Below are 15,643 nucleotides of genomic sequence, written 5' to 3'. Positions count from 1 at the left end.
ACAAGACCGGCGGTCTTAAGTTTTTTGGCTGAAAGATTATTCAGCAGTTGCAGGCATTTTACCTTTTGCCGCTGGACGTTCTGTCAGACGCTTCTCAAAATTAGCATTAAATTGCTTTTTCTGTTCCGGCGTCAGGATGTTGTAAATTTTGTTCTGGGTTTCCATGTGCGCCAGCATATTAGCTTTGCGCTGTTCTTCCATTTTTGCGATCTGCGCTTCAGCTTTTGCTTTATCGAAGGTATCGCTGGCAATGATGTCATGCATTGCGCGACGTTCTTCCAGCGGCGGACGTTTCATCTGGTCACTCTGGCCTTTCATGATTTCGCGAATCTGCTGTTTCTGCGCGTCGGTCAGGTTCAGGTCTTTGAACATCATGTCTTGATGCGGACCGAACTTGCCTTTGTGGTGCATCATCGGCTTCGCGTCAGCCGGTGCTGCGGTAGTGGTGTCTGCGGCATGGGCCAGGTTAGCCGCGCCAAGAGCCAGGGTAGAGGCAACAAACAGTGCAGTTAATTTACGCATATTCTATATCCTTCCTTTCAGTTATTTATTACGGCTTTCTTAAGTAGCGTGCCGTGTTGACGAGATTAACTTTACTGATTTTAGCGTCAATTAATCAGAGCAACGGTAAAACAATGAAAGTGTAAAAAACACTTTTGCGCCAATTATGGAGAAAAAAAGAAAATTTGATGGAGAGTGATGAGAGAATATTACAACATGATGATTTTGCAGAGATTATGAAGAACTATACCGGATGACTGGTGATAAATAAAGCAAATAACCAGGATTAATCTGTATTAATTTATAAGAAAGTAACTTAATACCCGCAGAATGATTTCTGCGGGTAAGTATTAGCTTATTTTTTCGAGCATTAATCCCGCGCGTAATCCCAACGCTACCAACGGATTAGGGAATAACACATACTCTACATCATGGGTTACGGTAAAACGTTCCTCACCGTCCTGCGCCAGCAACGTTCCTTTCTTAAACGGCATAAAATTCAGCGTGTCACTTGCCATATGCATTTCGAAGGACGGCGAGTGGCGAGTAATTTGCGAAACCACCCGATAACGTAGTGGCGGCGTTCTCACGATACCGACACTCTCACCAGATAGCAGCGCAGCAATTGCGCTGGCAGTGACTGCAAACTGGCGAAGATCGTTTTGCCCAAAGGGTAACGCTTTGCCAAGTTCCAGCGTACAGGCCAGCGCGCCAAAATGTCTGGCGCTGAAATGGGTAAATGTACCACCAGGCGCCTGATGGAACACCAGTGCCTCCAGCCCCGCCGTCCCCAGCCACGTCAGAAATTTCTCGTCCCAGGGAATGTCGCGTTGCGGTAATACACCGAACTGCGGATGCAAGGAGCCACGAATTGCGGTATGTAGATCAAGGTGCCAGCGCACAGATTCTTTGCCCTGGTCATAAAAATCTTCCAGGCACTGTTCCAGTTCGCGCGCTCGGCTAGTTTCCCCGCTTTCAGCAAATAGCTGCCAACGTCCGCCAAACATTCGGTTCATATCGCTATGGCAATAACGTTTCCCTTGCTTCAGCGCAGGAGGATTCCCGAGGATCACCAGCAGCCGCCAACGTAACGGGATCTCGCCATGAGATATCGCGCCAAGCAACGCGTCCAGCATCTCCACAGGTGCCGTCTCATTACCGTGTATTCCCGCTGAAATCACCAGCGCACCTTGCGGTGGCGTTAATGGCGTCAGTTCCAGCACGCCATCGCCCAACCAGCGCCAGCGAACGCCGTTGATTTCTCGCTCGGTGATAACCGGTTTTTTACCCGTTAAGGTCAGAGCAAGAAAATTATCCATTGCCCCCTCCCTCGCGCTGGAACGGATAAACCGAACCGAGATTCAGTAATTGGCTCAATACATCCAGTGCTTCCCGCCCTTCGCGCAGCAATTGCGGATCAGCCAGATCCGCCGCAGTAAGACGATCGCGGTAGTAACGCTCCACCCAGTCATTGAGCGCATTAAACAGCGTATCGTTCATCATCACTGCCGGATTCACCGCCCGGCGTTCTTCTTCTGTCAACACCACGCGCAACCGCAGGCACGCCGGGCCGCCGCCGTTTGCCATACTTTCACGTAAATCAAAAACTTTTAGTTCGCTAATCGGGTTGTCAGCGGCAAGGAGTTCATTGAGATAACGCCATACTCCTGCGTGTTCCTGACACTCCTGAGGCAGCACCAACATCATGGAACCATCATCGCGACTCAGTAACTGGCTGTTAAACAGATACGTAGACACCGCATCCGACACGGAAACCTGTGCCGCCGGAACTTCTATCGCCATAAAACCGTTTACCCGCGCACGCAGATTTGCCAGTAATTGCGCCTGGCGAGCGAACGCCTGCTGATGGCAAAACAGCACCTGACGGTTACTTACGGCAATCACATCATTATGAAAAACGCCCTGGTCGATAACGTCCGGGTTTTGCTGGGCGAAAATCACCTGTTGGGGATTCACCTGATTCAGCCTTGCCACCGCTTCGCTGGCTTCGCGGGTCTGCCGCGCCGGATAGCGGGAAGGTCGGGAAACATTGCCCTCTTCTCGCCCGTAGACAAAAAGCTGAATACCCGGTTCACCATAATGGCCGCCCAGACGATTGTGGTTTGCCGCCCCCTCGTCACCGAGCAAGGCCACCTGTGGCAACGCCGAATGGATAGCGAATTTTTTCTCCTCGTTGAAAATCGCTTTTAACAGCGATTCGGTCACAGACGCTTCCAGCGAGCGGTGAAATTTATTGTTCAGGTTGGCAACGGTGAGATGCACTTTGCCATCCAGCGTATCGGCGGATGGCGCGACCGTTGCCGCATTGGCTACCCACATTGGAGATGCGGAACTGACGCTGGAAAGCCAATGCGGTGCCTGACGTGCAACCTTTTCCAGTACCTGCTCATCGCTACCACTGAATCCCAACTGACGTAAAACCGGAATAAACGGGCGCTCGTGCGGTGGGATAACCGCCTGGGGAAATCCCAAATCGGCAAGGGCTTTCATTTTCAGTAAGCCCTGTTTCGCCGCCAGTCGCGGGTTAGAGACCTGAAAACGATGACGGGTAGAGGCTTCATTACCAAACGACAGGCCCGCGTAATGATGCGTCAGCCCCACCAGTCCGTCGAAATTGACTTCCCAGGCGTTCATCGCTCCACCTCCTCGGAAAAATCCAGACCTGGGTTAAGCGTGGCGGGCAACGTTAACGAGTCTGACTCCAGGCTTGCCATCGGCCAGGCGCAGTAATCGGCGGCATACCAGGCGCTGGGGCGATGGTTGCCGGAAGCGCCAACGCCGCCGAAGGGTGCGGTACTGGCGGCTCCGGTAAGCGGTTTGTTCCAGTTAACAATCCCTGCCCGCGCTTCCAGTAACAGTTGCTCGAACTTTTCCCGTTTCGGTGAAACCAGCCCACAAGAGAGGCCAAAGCGGGTGTTATTCGCCATTCGAATTGCTTCATCGAAAGTGTCATAACGCCAGACGCGCAATAGCGGCCCGAACACTTCTTCATCCGGCACGCCAGCAACACCCGTCATTTCAACGATCCCCGGCGTAAGCAATGATGTTCCTGCACGCAGTAAACGTGGCGCAAGCAGGGTTCGTCCGCCCATCGCTTCCAGTTCTTGCCAGGCAGTAACCACCTGCTGTGCGGCCTGCTCTGATATCAGCCCGCCAATAAACGGTTGCGGTTCATCGTCCCAGTTGCCCGGCGTTAATCGCTGGCTGACGGCAACCAGGCGAGCAAGAAATGCATCGCCCTGCGCTCCACTTTTCAACAATAAACGGCGGGCGCAGGTGCAGCGTTGCCCGGCTGTGACAAACGCCGACTGAATGGTCAGATGGACAGCCGCGTCGATATCCGCCACGTCATCGATTATTAGCGGGTTATTGCCGCCCATTTCGAGGGCGAGAATTTTCTCCGGCTGACCGGAAAGCTGACGATGCAACTGGTAGCCAGTATTGGCGCTACCGGTAAACAGCAAGCCGTCGAGATCCTCCAGCGCACTCAGCGCCTGACCCGTTTCACGCCCGCCCTGCACCAGGTTCAGCACGCCCGGCGGCAAGCCAGCCTGCTGCCATAAACGCATTACCGCTTCGCCACTCCACGGTGTCAGTTCGCTGGGTTTAAAGATAATGGTGTTACCTGCCAGCAATGCCGGAACGATATGTCCGTTCGGCAAATGACCAGGGAAATTATACGGCCCAAACACCGCCAGCACGCCGTGCGGGCGATGTCGCAGGCTCGCCGCGCCGTCCGGCATTTCACTACGCTGCTCGCCGGTACGAACGTGATACGCCTTAATTGATATCGCGATTTTATTGATCATCGCCGTCACTTCGGTTGCCGCTTCCCATCGCGGCTTACCGGTTTCTCTGGCAATAATCGCGGTTAATTCGGCTTTATTGCTTTCCAGCAATCCGGCAAAGCGTTCGACAACTGCCTGACGATCAGCAAATGAAAGACGCGCCCAGCGCGGAAACGCCGCACGGGCTGCCCGACAAGCCTGCCCGACCTGAGCGGCATCGGCATCATTGCCCTGCCATAACACCTCGCCCGATACCGGATTACGCTTCACACGCAATGCACCCTGGCCGGTCACCCAGTCACCGTTGATCCATAAAGTCATGCTGTTTTCTCCTCTGCGCACAGGCGCACCAGACGAACGCGATCCCCTGCGTGGCATTTGAGGGCATCCAGTTGTGCGGCGGTTAAAATCAAACGCTCGGTCGCTGGATCGGTACGCACCAGCACCACGCGGAAATGGTGATAATTTTCATTGGCGACCAGGCAGGCCGGGAATTCGCCCTGCGCAGGCTGACCTTCTGCCACTTCCACCAGCCGACTTTTGCGAATGGCGCGCACGCGGTCGATGTCACACTCAAGCGTCGGTCCGCCGTCAAAAATGTCGATATAGTTACGGTAGCGAAAACCTTCTTTCTCCAGCACCGCGCGGGCAGGCGCGGTCTGCGGATGTACCTGACCGATGACGTCCTGCGCTTCCTGGGATAAAAAGTGGGTATAGATCGGATGTTTCGGCATCAGTTCTGCAATAAACGCCTTTTGCCCGGTGCCGCAGAGAAAATCGGCGCGGCTAAAATCCATCGAAAAGAAGCGTTTACCGAGGCTTTGCCAGAACGGTGAATAGCCGTGTTCGTCTATCACCCCGCGCATTTCGGCGACCACTTTGTCATTAAACTTGTCGCGAAAAGCCGCCATAAACATAAAGCGCGATTTCGACAGCAAATAGCCGTTGCCCTCTTTGCGCCACTCCGGATCGAGAAATAGCGTGCACAACTCGCTGCTGCCGGTGTGATCGTTACTGAGAAACAGCGTCGGTAACGCGTTATAGACATTTAGCTCTTTTGAGGCGTGAACCAGCGTGCCGACGCGATAGTTATACCAGGGATCATTCAGACCAACCGCTACCTCTATAGCGCAAATTCCCGCCACAGTGCCTGTCTCACTATCCTCCAGTACAAACACATAGCCCTGCTCACTTTTGGGCAGTTCGCCTTGCCAGGTTTTGATTGCCCTTTCGATACGCGCCGAAAGCGTGGCTTCATTGGCGGGAAGCGACGTCAGGCCGCCGCCCGTTTTGCTGGCAAGCTGCATCAGCGCCGAGACATCTGAGCGCTCAACGGGACGGATGACCATCATGATGAACCTCGGCTAACAAAGTGTTCGCAAGCAGCTGCAAAGCGATCCAGTCCGGTCGTCACCTCTTCTTCGCTGACATTGAGCGCTGGTGCAAAACGCACCACGTTGCCACCCGCAATCAGTACCATCACGCCTGCTTTCGCCGCTTCCTGAGAAATTTGTTTCGCTTGCCCGGCGTAATCAGCATTCAGTACACAGCCAATTAAAAGACCTAAGCCGCGAACTTCACTGAACAAACCATAGCGGTGATTAATGGTATTAAGACGCTCAACAAACCAGTCGTGACGCTGTTTAACGCCAATAAGCATCTCTGGCGTGTTGATGAGATCCAGCACTTTGCCTGCCACCGCCGAGGCCAGCAGATTACCGCCATAAGTGGTGCCATGAGTGCCCACGGTCATCACGCTGGCGCATTCTTCGGTTGCCAACAGAGCGCCAACGGGGAAACCGCCGCCCAGTGCTTTTGCGGTAGTTAACAGATCGGGCGTCACGCCGTAGTGCATATAGGCATACAGTTCCCCGGTACGCCCGACGCCCGTTTGTACTTCATCAAAAATCAGCAATGCGTTGTGGCGGTCACACAGTTCGCGAAGCTCCTGTAAAAATGCGTTGCTGGCAGGCACCACACCACCTTCTCCCTGGATGGGTTCGACAATCACCGCACAGGTGGAGTCGTCAATCAGCGCACTGGCAGAGTTAATATCGTTATATGCAGCATGACGAATATCCGGCGGCAGTGGCGCAAAATCCTGTGAATAGGCTGGCTGCCCGCCCGCGCTGACGGTAAACAGCGTGCGCCCGTGGAACGCATTTTTAAACGCCACGATGCCGCTCTTATGGCTGCCGAAGCGGTCGTGAGCGAATTTACGTGCCAGTTTGAGCGCCGCTTCATTGGCTTCCGCACCAGAGTTACAGAAGAACACGCGATCGGCAAAAGTGGCGTCGATCAATTTTTTCGCCAGTCGCAGTACCGGCTCGTTGGTGTAACCATTACCGGTATGCCAGAACTTACTCGCCTGTTCGTTCAGCGCCTCGCGCAGTTCCGGGTGCGCATGGCCCAGTGCGTTCACCGCAATGCCACCCGCGAAGTCGATATACTCTTTCCCCTGCTGATCCCACAAGCGCGAACCTTCGCCACGTACCGGAATAAATGGTGCCGGAGCGTAAACAGGTATCATCCATTCATCAAAGTTTTCACGCGTAATTGGCTGAGACATAGCGACCTCTACAGTAAATGATTCGTTATTTATATGTTAATAATAAGTAATGTTTGCGCTGTAAATGTAGATTGCAGGGTTCGTGCCAGCCAGTGATAAAAGTGCATAAAAGGGGGCGATTAACTGATAATCAAGGAGTTATAACTGTACGCTATGCATTTAAAGTGCATAAAAAGTGAATATGTTTGCGATGATGGTGAATAGAAAGAATAAAAAACGCAATATTATGCAAAAGTAAAATATAATTCTGGAATTGTGATCATTGACGAAATTTACTGGAAATTACTGCGCCATTCTGACGCAGCGCGCACCAAAAGCGGGCAATTTTTGCGCCATCGTTGACATCATTAACAACCATCGATCAAATCACTTAACAACAGGCGGTAAGCAAAGCGAAATTCTGCTACCATCCACGCACTCTTTATCTGAATAAATGGCAGCGACTATGAAATTTGTCTCTTTTAATATCAACGGCCTGCGCGCCAGACCTCACCAGCTTGAAGCCATTGTCGAAAAGCACCAGCCGGATGTGATTGGCCTGCAGGAGACAAAAGTTCATGACGATATGTTTCCGCTCGAAGAGGTGGCAAAGCTCGGCTACAACGTGTTTTATCACGGGCAGAAAGGCCATTACGGCGTGGCATTGTTGACCAAAGAGACGCCGATTGCTGTGCGTCGCGGCTTCCCTGACGACGGCGAAGAGGCACAACGGCGAATTATTATGGCGGAAATCCCCTCGCCGCTGGGTAATGTCACCGTGATCAACGGTTACTTCCCACAGGGCGAAAGTCGCGACCATCCGATTAAATTCCCGGCGAAAGCGCAGTTTTATCAGAACCTGCAAAACTATCTCGAAACCGAACTTAAGCGCGAAAATCCGGTGCTGATTATGGGCGATATGAATATCAGCCCCACCGACCTGGATATCGGCATTGGCGAAGAGAACCGCAAACGCTGGCTGCGTACTGGTAAATGTTCTTTCCTGCCTGAAGAACGTGAATGGATGGACAGGCTGATAAGTTGGGGGCTGGTGGATACCTTCCGCCATGCGAATCCGGAAACAGCAGATCGTTTCTCATGGTTTGATTACCGCTCAAAAGGTTTTGACGATAACCGTGGTCTGCGTATCGACCTGCTGCTCGCCAGCCAACCGCTGGCAGACTGTTGCGTAGAAACCGGCATCGACTATGAAATCCGCAGCATGGAAAAACCGTCCGATCACGCGCCTGTCTGGGCGACTTTCCGCCGCTAATGACGCAGCCTCCTGACATCCTCCAGGTCAGGAGGCCGATTCTTGAGGATAATCAAGAAACTGGCAGTAAGGATTTGTGACCAGCTTAGGTTTGTTATACCGTCATCGCGTTTTTCACTTCTCTATTATCAAGGCTTGATATAGGAAATCTCCACGATGAAAGCTGAGTGTAAGTTCGTTGTTGGTAGCCTGACTTTTGCTCTGGCAATTTATCTTGTTTATGCTTCAGGCATATTCAATTTCATTAGCGATCTTCCTCACTTGCAGGCACTTATTCGCCAGAGTGGTATTTTCGGTTACAGCCTTTATATTCTGTTATTTGTTATTGCCACTCTTCTGCTGCTGCCCGGTAGTGTCCTGGTCATTGGCAGTGGCATTATTTTTGGTCCATTCTTGGGGACTCTGCTTTCGTTAGTTGCAGCAACGCTCGCTTCGTCGGTTTCCTTTTTGATTGCTCGCTGGATGGGGCGAGAACTGGTGCTGAAATATGTTGGGGATACCACCGTCTTTCAGTCTATAGAGAAAGGAATTGCACGTAACGGTATCGATTTTCTTATTCTTACCCGCTTAATTCCGCTATTTCCTTACAATATTCAAAATTACGCCTACGGATTAACCGCCATTGCCTTTTGGCCATATACCTTTATTTCGGCATTCACGACTCTGCCGGGGATCTTTATTTATACTTTTATGGCCAGCGACCTTGTTACTGAAGGCATAACATTATCATTTATTTTCAAACTTTGTCTGGCAGGGCTAATACTGTTTATTCTTATTCAGCTTGCTAAATGCTACGCCCGTTATAAACAAGTGGCACTGACCACTTCTGATAAAACCTCTTTAACCGAACAACAAAGATGAAAGATGAGAGATAAAAACCGTAAAATGTGGCTCTGGCGTGGCGTCATTATCATCTTGTTAATTGTTGCGCTGCTCGCATGGGCGCTGATTCCCGGCGTCCGTGAGTTTATTAACAGCAGCCTTGTAGCCTTTGCCGCCGTGGATCAACAAGGCATTGAACGCTTTATTGCGTCTTACGGCACGCAGGCTGCACTGGTCTCATTCTTTTTAATGATCTTACAGGCCATTGCTGCACCGCTGCCTGCGTTTTTAATTACCTTTGCCAATGCCTCGCTGTTCGGTGCGTTCTGGGGTGGCTTGCTGTCGTGGACCAGTTCGATGGCAGGCGCGGCGCTATGCTTTTTTATCGCCAGAGTGATGGGCCGCGAAGTGGTGGAAAAATTAACCGGTAAAACCGTGCTTGACAGTATGGACGGCTTTTTCACTCGCTACGGCAAACACACTATCCTGGTATGCCGGTTATTGCCTTTTGTCCCTTTCGATCCAATCAGCTATGCTGCAGGTTTGACGTCAATACATTTTCGCTCGTTTTTTATCGCCACCGGGCTTGGTCAGTTACCGGCGACTATTGTTTATTCCTGGGCGGGCAGTATGTTAACGGGCGGTACCTTCTGGTTTGTCACCGGACTGTTTATTCTGTTTGCCCTGACCGTGGTGATTTTTATGGCGAAAAAAATATGGCTTGAACGCCAGAAGAGGAATGCCTGATGGGTTTACCGCCGCTTAGCAAAATTCCTTTCATTTTACGTCCGCAGGCGTGGCTGCATCGTCGCCATTACGGCGAGGTGCTAAGCCCCATTCGCTGGTGGGGGCGGATCCCGTTTATCTTTTATCTGGTGTCGATGTTTGTCGGTTGGCTGGAGCGTAAACGCTCACCGCTCGATCCGGTAGTGCGATCGCTTGTCAGCGCGCGCATTGCGCAAATGTGCCTGTGTGAGTTTTGCGTGGATATCACCAGTATGAAAGTCGCCGAGCGCACTGGCAGCACCGATAAACTGCTGGCAGTGGCTGACTGGCGGCAAAGCCCGCTCTTTAGCGATGAAGAACGGCTGGCGCTGGAGTACGCCGAAGCCGCCAGCGTAACGCCGCCAACGGTCGATGATGCCCTGCGTACCCGACTGGCTGCGCATTTTGACGCCCAGGCGCTCACCGAACTGACGGCATTGATCGGCCTGCAAAACCTGTCAGCCCGTTTTAATTCTGCCATGGACATTCCCGCTCAGGGGCTGTGCCGTATTCCTGAAAAACGTTCTTAAGGAGAGATGATGCGCCATTGTGGGTGGTTGCTGGGATTGTTATCGCTGTTTTCTCTGGCAACACATGCCAGTGACTGGCAGGAAGTTAAAAATGAGGCCAAAGGGCAAACCGTCTGGTTTAACGCCTGGGGCGGCGATACCGCAATTAACCGCTATCTCGACTGGGTTAGCGGCGAGATGAAAACCCATTATGATATAAACCTGAAGATTGTCCGCCTGGCGGATGCCGCAGACGCGGTGAAGCGCATTCAGACCGAAGCCGCAGCCGGGCGCGAGACAGGCGGTTCGGTGGATCTGCTCTGGGTGAACGGCGAAAACTTCCGCACCTTAAAAGAGGCCAATTTACTGCAAACCGGCTGGGCTGAGACTCTGCCAAACTGGCGCTATGTCGACACACAGCTGCCGGTGCGGGAAGATTTTTCAGTGCCTACAGAAGGGGCTGAATCGCCCTGGGGCGGCGCACAACTGACGTTTATCGCCCGCCGCGATGTTACGCCACTGCCACCACAAACACCGCAAGCCTTACTGGAATTCGCTAAAGCCAATCCTGGCACGGTTACCTATCCGCGCCCGCCAGACTTTACTGGCACCGCATTTCTTGAACAGTTACTGATTATGCTGACGCCAGATCCCGCAGCATTAAAAGAAGCGCCGAACGATGCGACTTTCGCCCGTATCACTGCGCCCTTGTGGCAATATCTTGATGCGCTGCATCCGTATCTATGGCGCGAAGGAAAGGATTTCCCACCTTCGCCCGCGCGGATGGATGCTCTGCTGAAAACTGGCACATTGCGCCTGTCGCTGACCTTTAATCCTGCACATGCCCAGCAAAAAATCGCCAGTGGCGATTTGCCGGCAAGCAGTTACAGTTTTGGTTTTAACGAGGGGATGATTGGCAACGTGCATTTTGTCACCGTTCCGGTCAACGCGAATGCCAGTGCTGCGGCGAAGGTGGTTGCCAATTTCCTGCTCTCACCTGATGCACAGCTGCGTAAGGCAGATCCTGCTGTCTGGGGCGATCCATCGGTTCTCGATCCACAAAAACTGCCTGACGGGCAGCGTGAAACATTGCAATCAAGAATGCCGCAGGATCTGCCGCCGGTACTGGCGGAACCGCATGCTGGCTGGGTAAATGCGCTGGAACAAGAATGGCTACGCCGTTACGGTACGCATTAATCTTGTTGCTGTGGGCGATGGTGGTGGTGATTTATGCACCGCTGATCCCGGCGGCGTTCACGCTGATATCGCCTGCTTTGTCGTTGGCACACTGGCAGGCGTTATTTGCCGATCCGCAGTTACCGCAGGCCTTACTGGCGACGCTGGTATCGACAACCATCGCGGCGGTCGGCGCTTTGTTTATTGCCCTGCTGGTGATAGTCGCGCTGTGGCCGGGGCCGAAATGGCCGCGTATGTGCGCCCGTCTGCCGTGGCTGCTCGCCATCCCACACGTGGCTTTTGCCGCGAGTGCTCTGCTGCTGTTTGCTGAAGGTGGCCTGGTTTATCAGATTTTTCCTTTTCTCACTCCGCCGATGGATAAATTGGGTATTGGGCTGGGTCTTACCCTGGCGGTGAAAGAAAGCGCATTTCTGCTGTGGATCTTAGCGGCAGTATTGAGCGAGAAACGGCTGTTGCAGCAGGTTATTGTACTGGATTCGCTGGGCTACAGCCGCTGGCAATGTCTGAACTGGTTGTTGTTGCCCTCCGTCGCGCCTGCACTGGCAATGGCGATGCTGGCTATTGTGGCATGGTCGTTGTCGGTCGTGGATGTGGCAATTATTCTCGGGCCGGGTAATCCACCGACGCTGGCGGTAATTAGCTGGCAGTGGTTAACCCAAGGCGACGCCGATCAACAGATGAAAGGCGCACTCGCCAGCCTGCTGCTGATGCTGTTACTCGCCGTCTACGTTTTGCTGGGCTATTTACTTTGGCGCGCCTGGCAGTGCACCATTCCCCGCGTAGATGGCGTTCGTAAGCCCGCCACGCCTTTATTACCCGGCAATACACTGGCGAGTTTTTTACCCTTAACCGGTGTGCTGTGTGTGGTTCTGCTGGCGATCCTCGCGGATCAGTCGACGATCAATAGTGAAGCGCTCATCAACAGCCTGACAATGGGGCTGGTGGCGACGTTTATCGCTTTGGTCCTGTTACTGCTGTGGCTGGAATGGGGGGCAAAGCGTCGCCAGTTGTGGCTCTGGTTGCCCATTTTATTACCCGCTCTGCCGCTCGTGGCGGGCCAGTACATGCTGGCGCTATGGCTGAACATAGATGGGAGCTGGACAGCGGTGGTCTGGGGGCATCTGCTGTGGGTAATGCCGTGGATGCTGTTTATCCTGCAACCCGCCTGGCAGCGCATTGATTCACGGTTAATTTTGATTGCGCAAACACTGGGCTGGTCGCGGGCCAAAATCTTCTTTTACGTGAAATGCCCACTCATGTTGCGCCCTGCGCTGATTGCCTTCGCGGTAGGATTTTCAGTCAGTATTGCGCAGTATATGCCGACTCTGTGGCTGGGCGCGGGGCGTTTTCCGACGCTCACCACTGAAGCGGTGGCATTAAGCAGCGGCGGCAGCAACGGCATTCTCGCCGCCCAGGCTTTATGGCAACTACTGTTGCCGCTTATTATTTTTGCCCTGACCGCGTTAGTCGCAAAATGGGTAGGTTATGTCAGACAAGGACTCCGCTAATGCTCTGCGTGAAAAATGTTTCGCTACGTTTACCAGAAAGCCGCTTGCTGACAAACGTTAACTTTACGGTGGATAAAGGTGACATTGTCACGTTAATGGGGCCGTCTGGCTGTGGAAAATCTACACTGTTTTCATGGATGATTGGTGCGCTGGCCGGACAGTTTTCTTGTGCAGGTGAGCTATGGCTCAATGAGCAACGGATTGACATGCTACCCACCGCACAGCGTCAGATTGGCATTCTTTTCCAGGATGCACTGTTATTTGACCAGTTCAGCGTCGGGCAAAATTTACTGCTGGCGCTACCGGAGACACTTAAGGGGAATGCCCGACGTAATGCCGTGAATGATGCACTTGAGCGTTCAGGCCTTGACGGAGCTTTCCATCAGGATCCTGCCACTTTGTCTGGCGGTCAGCGAGCGCGCGTTGCTCTGCTACGCGCCCTTCTCGCCCAGCCAAAAGCGTTGCTACTGGATGAGCCGTTCAGCCGTCTTGATGTGGCTCTGCGCGATAATTTTCGCCAGTGGGTGTTCAGAGAAGTTCGCGAACTGGCGATCCCCGTCGTTCAGGTAACGCACGATCTCCAGGATGTTCCTGCTGATAGTTCTGTTCTGGATATGGCGCAGTGGTCAGAAAATTACAACAAACTGCGATAACGCAAAGTTTTTCCCAATGCGTCAGTTCAGAATGGCGCACTCAAAACTACAATGTCGGGATTTTCGATGAAACGTGTTTCTCAAATGACCGCGCTGGCAATGGCTTTAGGGCTGGCTTGCGCTTCTTCGTGGGCCGCTGAACTGGCGAAGCCTCTTGCTCTTGACCAGCTTCAACAACAAAATGGCAAAGCGATAGATACTCGCCCCAGCGCGTTTTATAACGGCTGGCCACAAACCTTAAATGGCCCTTCCGGTCATGAACCTGCCGCCTTAAACCTTTCTGCTAGCTGGCTCGACAAAATGAGCACCGAACAGCTCAACGCGTGGATCAAGCTACATAACCTGAAAACCGATGCTCCGGTGGCGCTGTACGGTAATGACAAAGATGTCAACGCCGTCAAAACGCGTCTGCAAAAAGCAGGCTTTACGCATATCTCCATTTTGAGTGACGCGCTAAGCGAACCTTCCCGTCTGCAAAAACTTCCGCACTTTGAGCAGCTGGTTTATCCACAATGGCTGCATGACCTGCAACAAGGAAAAGACGTTACAGCGAAACCTGCCGGTGACTGGAAAGTCATTGAAGCGGCCTGGGGCGCTCCTAAGCTTTACCTTATCAGCCATATTCCCGGCGCGGATTACATCGATACCAATGAAGTGGAAAGCGAACCGCTGTGGAATAAAGTCTCTGATGAGCAACTGAAAGCGATGCTGGCAAAGCATGGCATTCGTCATGACACCACGGTGATTCTATATGGTCGCGATGTATACGCAGCAGCGCGTGTAGCACAGATTATGCTCTATGCAGGGGTGAAAGATGTGCGCCTGCTGGACGGCGGCTGGCAAACCTGGTCCGACGCGGGACTGCCTGTTGAGCGCGGAACGCCACCGAAAGTGAAAGCTGAACCGGATTTCGGCGTGAAGATCCCGGCGCAACCGCAGTTGATGCTTGATATGGAACAGGCCCGTGGGCTGCTGCATCGCCAGGATGCATCGCTGGTCAGCATTCGTTCGTGGCCAGAATTTATCGGTACGACCAGTGGTTACAGCTATATTAAGCCAAAAGGTGAAATAGCCGGAGCCCGTTGGGGACACGCTGGTAGCGACTCGACGCATATGGAGGATTTCCATAACCCGGATGGCACCATGCGTAGCGCCGATGATATTGCCGCTATGTGGAAAGCATGGAATATCAAACCAGATCAGCAAGTTTCATTCTACTGCGGCACCGGCTGGCGCGCGTCCGAAACCTTTATGTACGCACGAGCAATGGGCTGGAATAACGTCTCCGTTTACGACGGCGGCTGGTACGAATGGAGCAGCGATCCGAAAAATCCCGTAGCAACCGGTGAGCGCGGCCCGGACAGCAGCAAATAACATTGCAATTACTGGCGCTGGAGCGACTTCAGCGTCAGATACCCACTCCACACCCGCGTAAAGGTCGTCATCCAGCACAACGCACCAAATACCCACGCAAACCACGGAAAATAAGCTGGCAAGAGGCAACTCAGAACAAACAGCAAAATCGTCTCGCTGCCTTCGGTTAACCCGCCCAGATAATAAAACGATTTATGCGCATAACCGGGATTATCAATCTGATGTTTCGCCGCCAGCGCAGCAAATGCGAGAAAACTGCTTCCCGTGCCAATAAACGCAAACAGCAGCCAGCCGCCTGCCAGCGCGTTTTGCTCCGGTGCGGCGAGGATAAACCCAAAAGGCACCAGTGCGTAAAAAAGAAAATCGAGAGAAATATCGAGAAAGCCACCCGCGTCGGTAAGTCCTCTTCGCCGCGCCAACGCGCCGTCCAGACCATCAAGCAGCCTGTTCAACAAAATGACGATTAGCGCCGCCAGATACCAGCCCAGCGCCAGAAACGGCAGTGCCAGCACGCCGATGGCAAATCCCACTAATGTTAAACCATCTGGCGTAATGCCGGGTTTATCCAGCACCTTCACACACTGATGCAACAAAGGTTTAATTCGGGGATGAAGATGGCGGTCTAACACAGGCACTCCTTAAATATAAAGCCTTTCTGATTGAGCAACAGTGCGGATATTATGG

The 15,643-nt window shown here is 52.8% G+C and carries 15 protein-coding genes; 8 read left to right on the top strand and 7 right to left on the bottom strand.

Translation table 11 applies throughout. The annotated features are described in order from the left end of the window. Nucleotides 1-36 precede the first annotated feature (36 nt). The 6 genes from spy to astC form a co-directional block, all read right to left on the bottom strand. Nucleotides 37-522, bottom strand: a complete 486-nt coding sequence (gene spy / locus AABJ99_RS11060; protein ID WP_338387558.1) for an ATP-independent periplasmic protein-refolding chaperone Spy — start codon at nucleotides 520-522, stop codon at nucleotides 37-39. Nucleotides 523-851: 329 nt separating this feature from the next. Beyond that, nucleotides 852-1,820 (bottom strand): succinylglutamate desuccinylase, encoded by a 969-nt coding sequence (astE, locus tag AABJ99_RS11055; RefSeq protein ID WP_039020753.1) that lies wholly within the window; start codon nucleotides 1,818-1,820, stop codon nucleotides 852-854. Further along, nucleotides 1,813-3,156, bottom strand: coding sequence for an N-succinylarginine dihydrolase (gene astB, locus AABJ99_RS11050; protein ID WP_039020752.1), 1,344 nt, complete (start codon nucleotides 3,154-3,156; stop codon nucleotides 1,813-1,815). The genes astE and astB overlap by 8 nt, the downstream gene beginning before the upstream one ends. After that, nucleotides 3,153-4,631, bottom strand: a complete 1,479-nt coding sequence (astD, locus tag AABJ99_RS11045) for a succinylglutamate-semialdehyde dehydrogenase (protein ID WP_039020751.1) — start codon at nucleotides 4,629-4,631, stop codon at nucleotides 3,153-3,155. The genes astB and astD overlap by 4 nt, the downstream gene beginning before the upstream one ends. After that, entirely contained in the window at nucleotides 4,628-5,662 is a 1,035-nt protein-coding gene (astA, locus tag AABJ99_RS11040) for an arginine N-succinyltransferase (RefSeq protein WP_000989430.1), read from the bottom strand. Before astA ends, astD begins: the two co-directional genes overlap by 4 nt. Beyond that, the gene (astC, locus tag AABJ99_RS11035; protein WP_338387557.1) at nucleotides 5,659-6,879 is read right to left on the bottom strand and encodes a succinylornithine/acetylornithine transaminase; all 1,221 of its coding nucleotides are present in this window, start codon (nucleotides 6,877-6,879) and stop codon (nucleotides 5,659-5,661) included. The genes astA and astC overlap by 4 nt, the downstream gene beginning before the upstream one ends. Before the next feature lie 445 nt (nucleotides 6,880-7,324). Between astC and xthA the strand changes: the two genes are divergently transcribed. The 8 genes from xthA (at nucleotide 7,325) to ynjE (ending at nucleotide 14,959) form a co-directional block, all read left to right on the top strand. Next, nucleotides 7,325-8,131 carry an exodeoxyribonuclease III gene (xthA, locus tag AABJ99_RS11030; protein WP_000673911.1) on the top strand — a complete coding sequence of 269 codons (807 nt, stop codon included), beginning with the start codon at nucleotides 7,325-7,327 and terminating at the stop codon, nucleotides 8,129-8,131. A gap of 156 nt (nucleotides 8,132-8,287) precedes the next feature. Beyond that, nucleotides 8,288-8,992: a TVP38/TMEM64 family protein gene (locus AABJ99_RS11025; protein WP_000642617.1), complete on the top strand. Its 705-nt coding sequence runs from the start codon at nucleotides 8,288-8,290 to the stop codon at nucleotides 8,990-8,992. 3 nt (nucleotides 8,993-8,995) lie between these two features. Beyond that, nucleotides 8,996-9,700: a TVP38/TMEM64 family protein gene (ydjZ, locus tag AABJ99_RS11020; protein ID WP_039020750.1), complete on the top strand. Its 705-nt coding sequence runs from the start codon at nucleotides 8,996-8,998 to the stop codon at nucleotides 9,698-9,700. Continuing rightward, nucleotides 9,700-10,248, top strand: coding sequence for a carboxymuconolactone decarboxylase family protein (gene ynjA / locus AABJ99_RS11015; protein WP_000524080.1), 549 nt, complete (start codon nucleotides 9,700-9,702; stop codon nucleotides 10,246-10,248). Before ydjZ ends, ynjA begins: the two co-directional genes overlap by 1 nt. Before the next feature lie 9 nt (nucleotides 10,249-10,257). Then, nucleotides 10,258-11,424 (top strand): ABC transporter substrate-binding protein, encoded by a 1,167-nt coding sequence (ynjB, locus tag AABJ99_RS11010; protein ID WP_039020749.1) that lies wholly within the window; start codon nucleotides 10,258-10,260, stop codon nucleotides 11,422-11,424. Then, entirely contained in the window at nucleotides 11,397-12,932 is a 1,536-nt protein-coding gene (gene ynjC, locus AABJ99_RS11005) for an ABC transporter permease subunit (RefSeq protein WP_039020748.1), read from the top strand. Before ynjB ends, ynjC begins: the two co-directional genes overlap by 28 nt. Continuing rightward, entirely contained in the window at nucleotides 12,932-13,585 is a 654-nt protein-coding gene (gene ynjD / locus AABJ99_RS11000; RefSeq protein ID WP_039020747.1) for an ATP-binding cassette domain-containing protein, read from the top strand. Before ynjC ends, ynjD begins: the two co-directional genes overlap by 1 nt. Before the next feature lie 66 nt (nucleotides 13,586-13,651). Continuing rightward, on the top strand, nucleotides 13,652-14,959 hold the full coding sequence (gene ynjE / locus AABJ99_RS10995; protein WP_039020746.1) for a thiosulfate sulfurtransferase YnjE: 1,308 nt from the start codon (nucleotides 13,652-13,654) through the stop codon (nucleotides 14,957-14,959). An 8-nt stretch (nucleotides 14,960-14,967) separates the two neighbouring features. Here the strand turns inward: ynjE and ynjF are convergent, their stop codons facing one another. Next, nucleotides 14,968-15,588 (bottom strand): CDP-alcohol phosphatidyltransferase family protein, encoded by a 621-nt coding sequence (gene ynjF, locus AABJ99_RS10990; protein ID WP_001353164.1) that lies wholly within the window; start codon nucleotides 15,586-15,588, stop codon nucleotides 14,968-14,970. Nucleotides 15,589-15,643 lie beyond the last annotated feature (55 nt).

Origin of the sequence: Escherichia coli, from assembly GCF_036503815.1 — a bacterium.
GTDB lineage: Bacteria > Pseudomonadota > Gammaproteobacteria > Enterobacterales > Enterobacteriaceae > Escherichia > Escherichia coli_F.
Note: the sequence above shows the minus strand (reverse complement) of the source record. Positions and strands in the feature narration are given on the sequence as shown.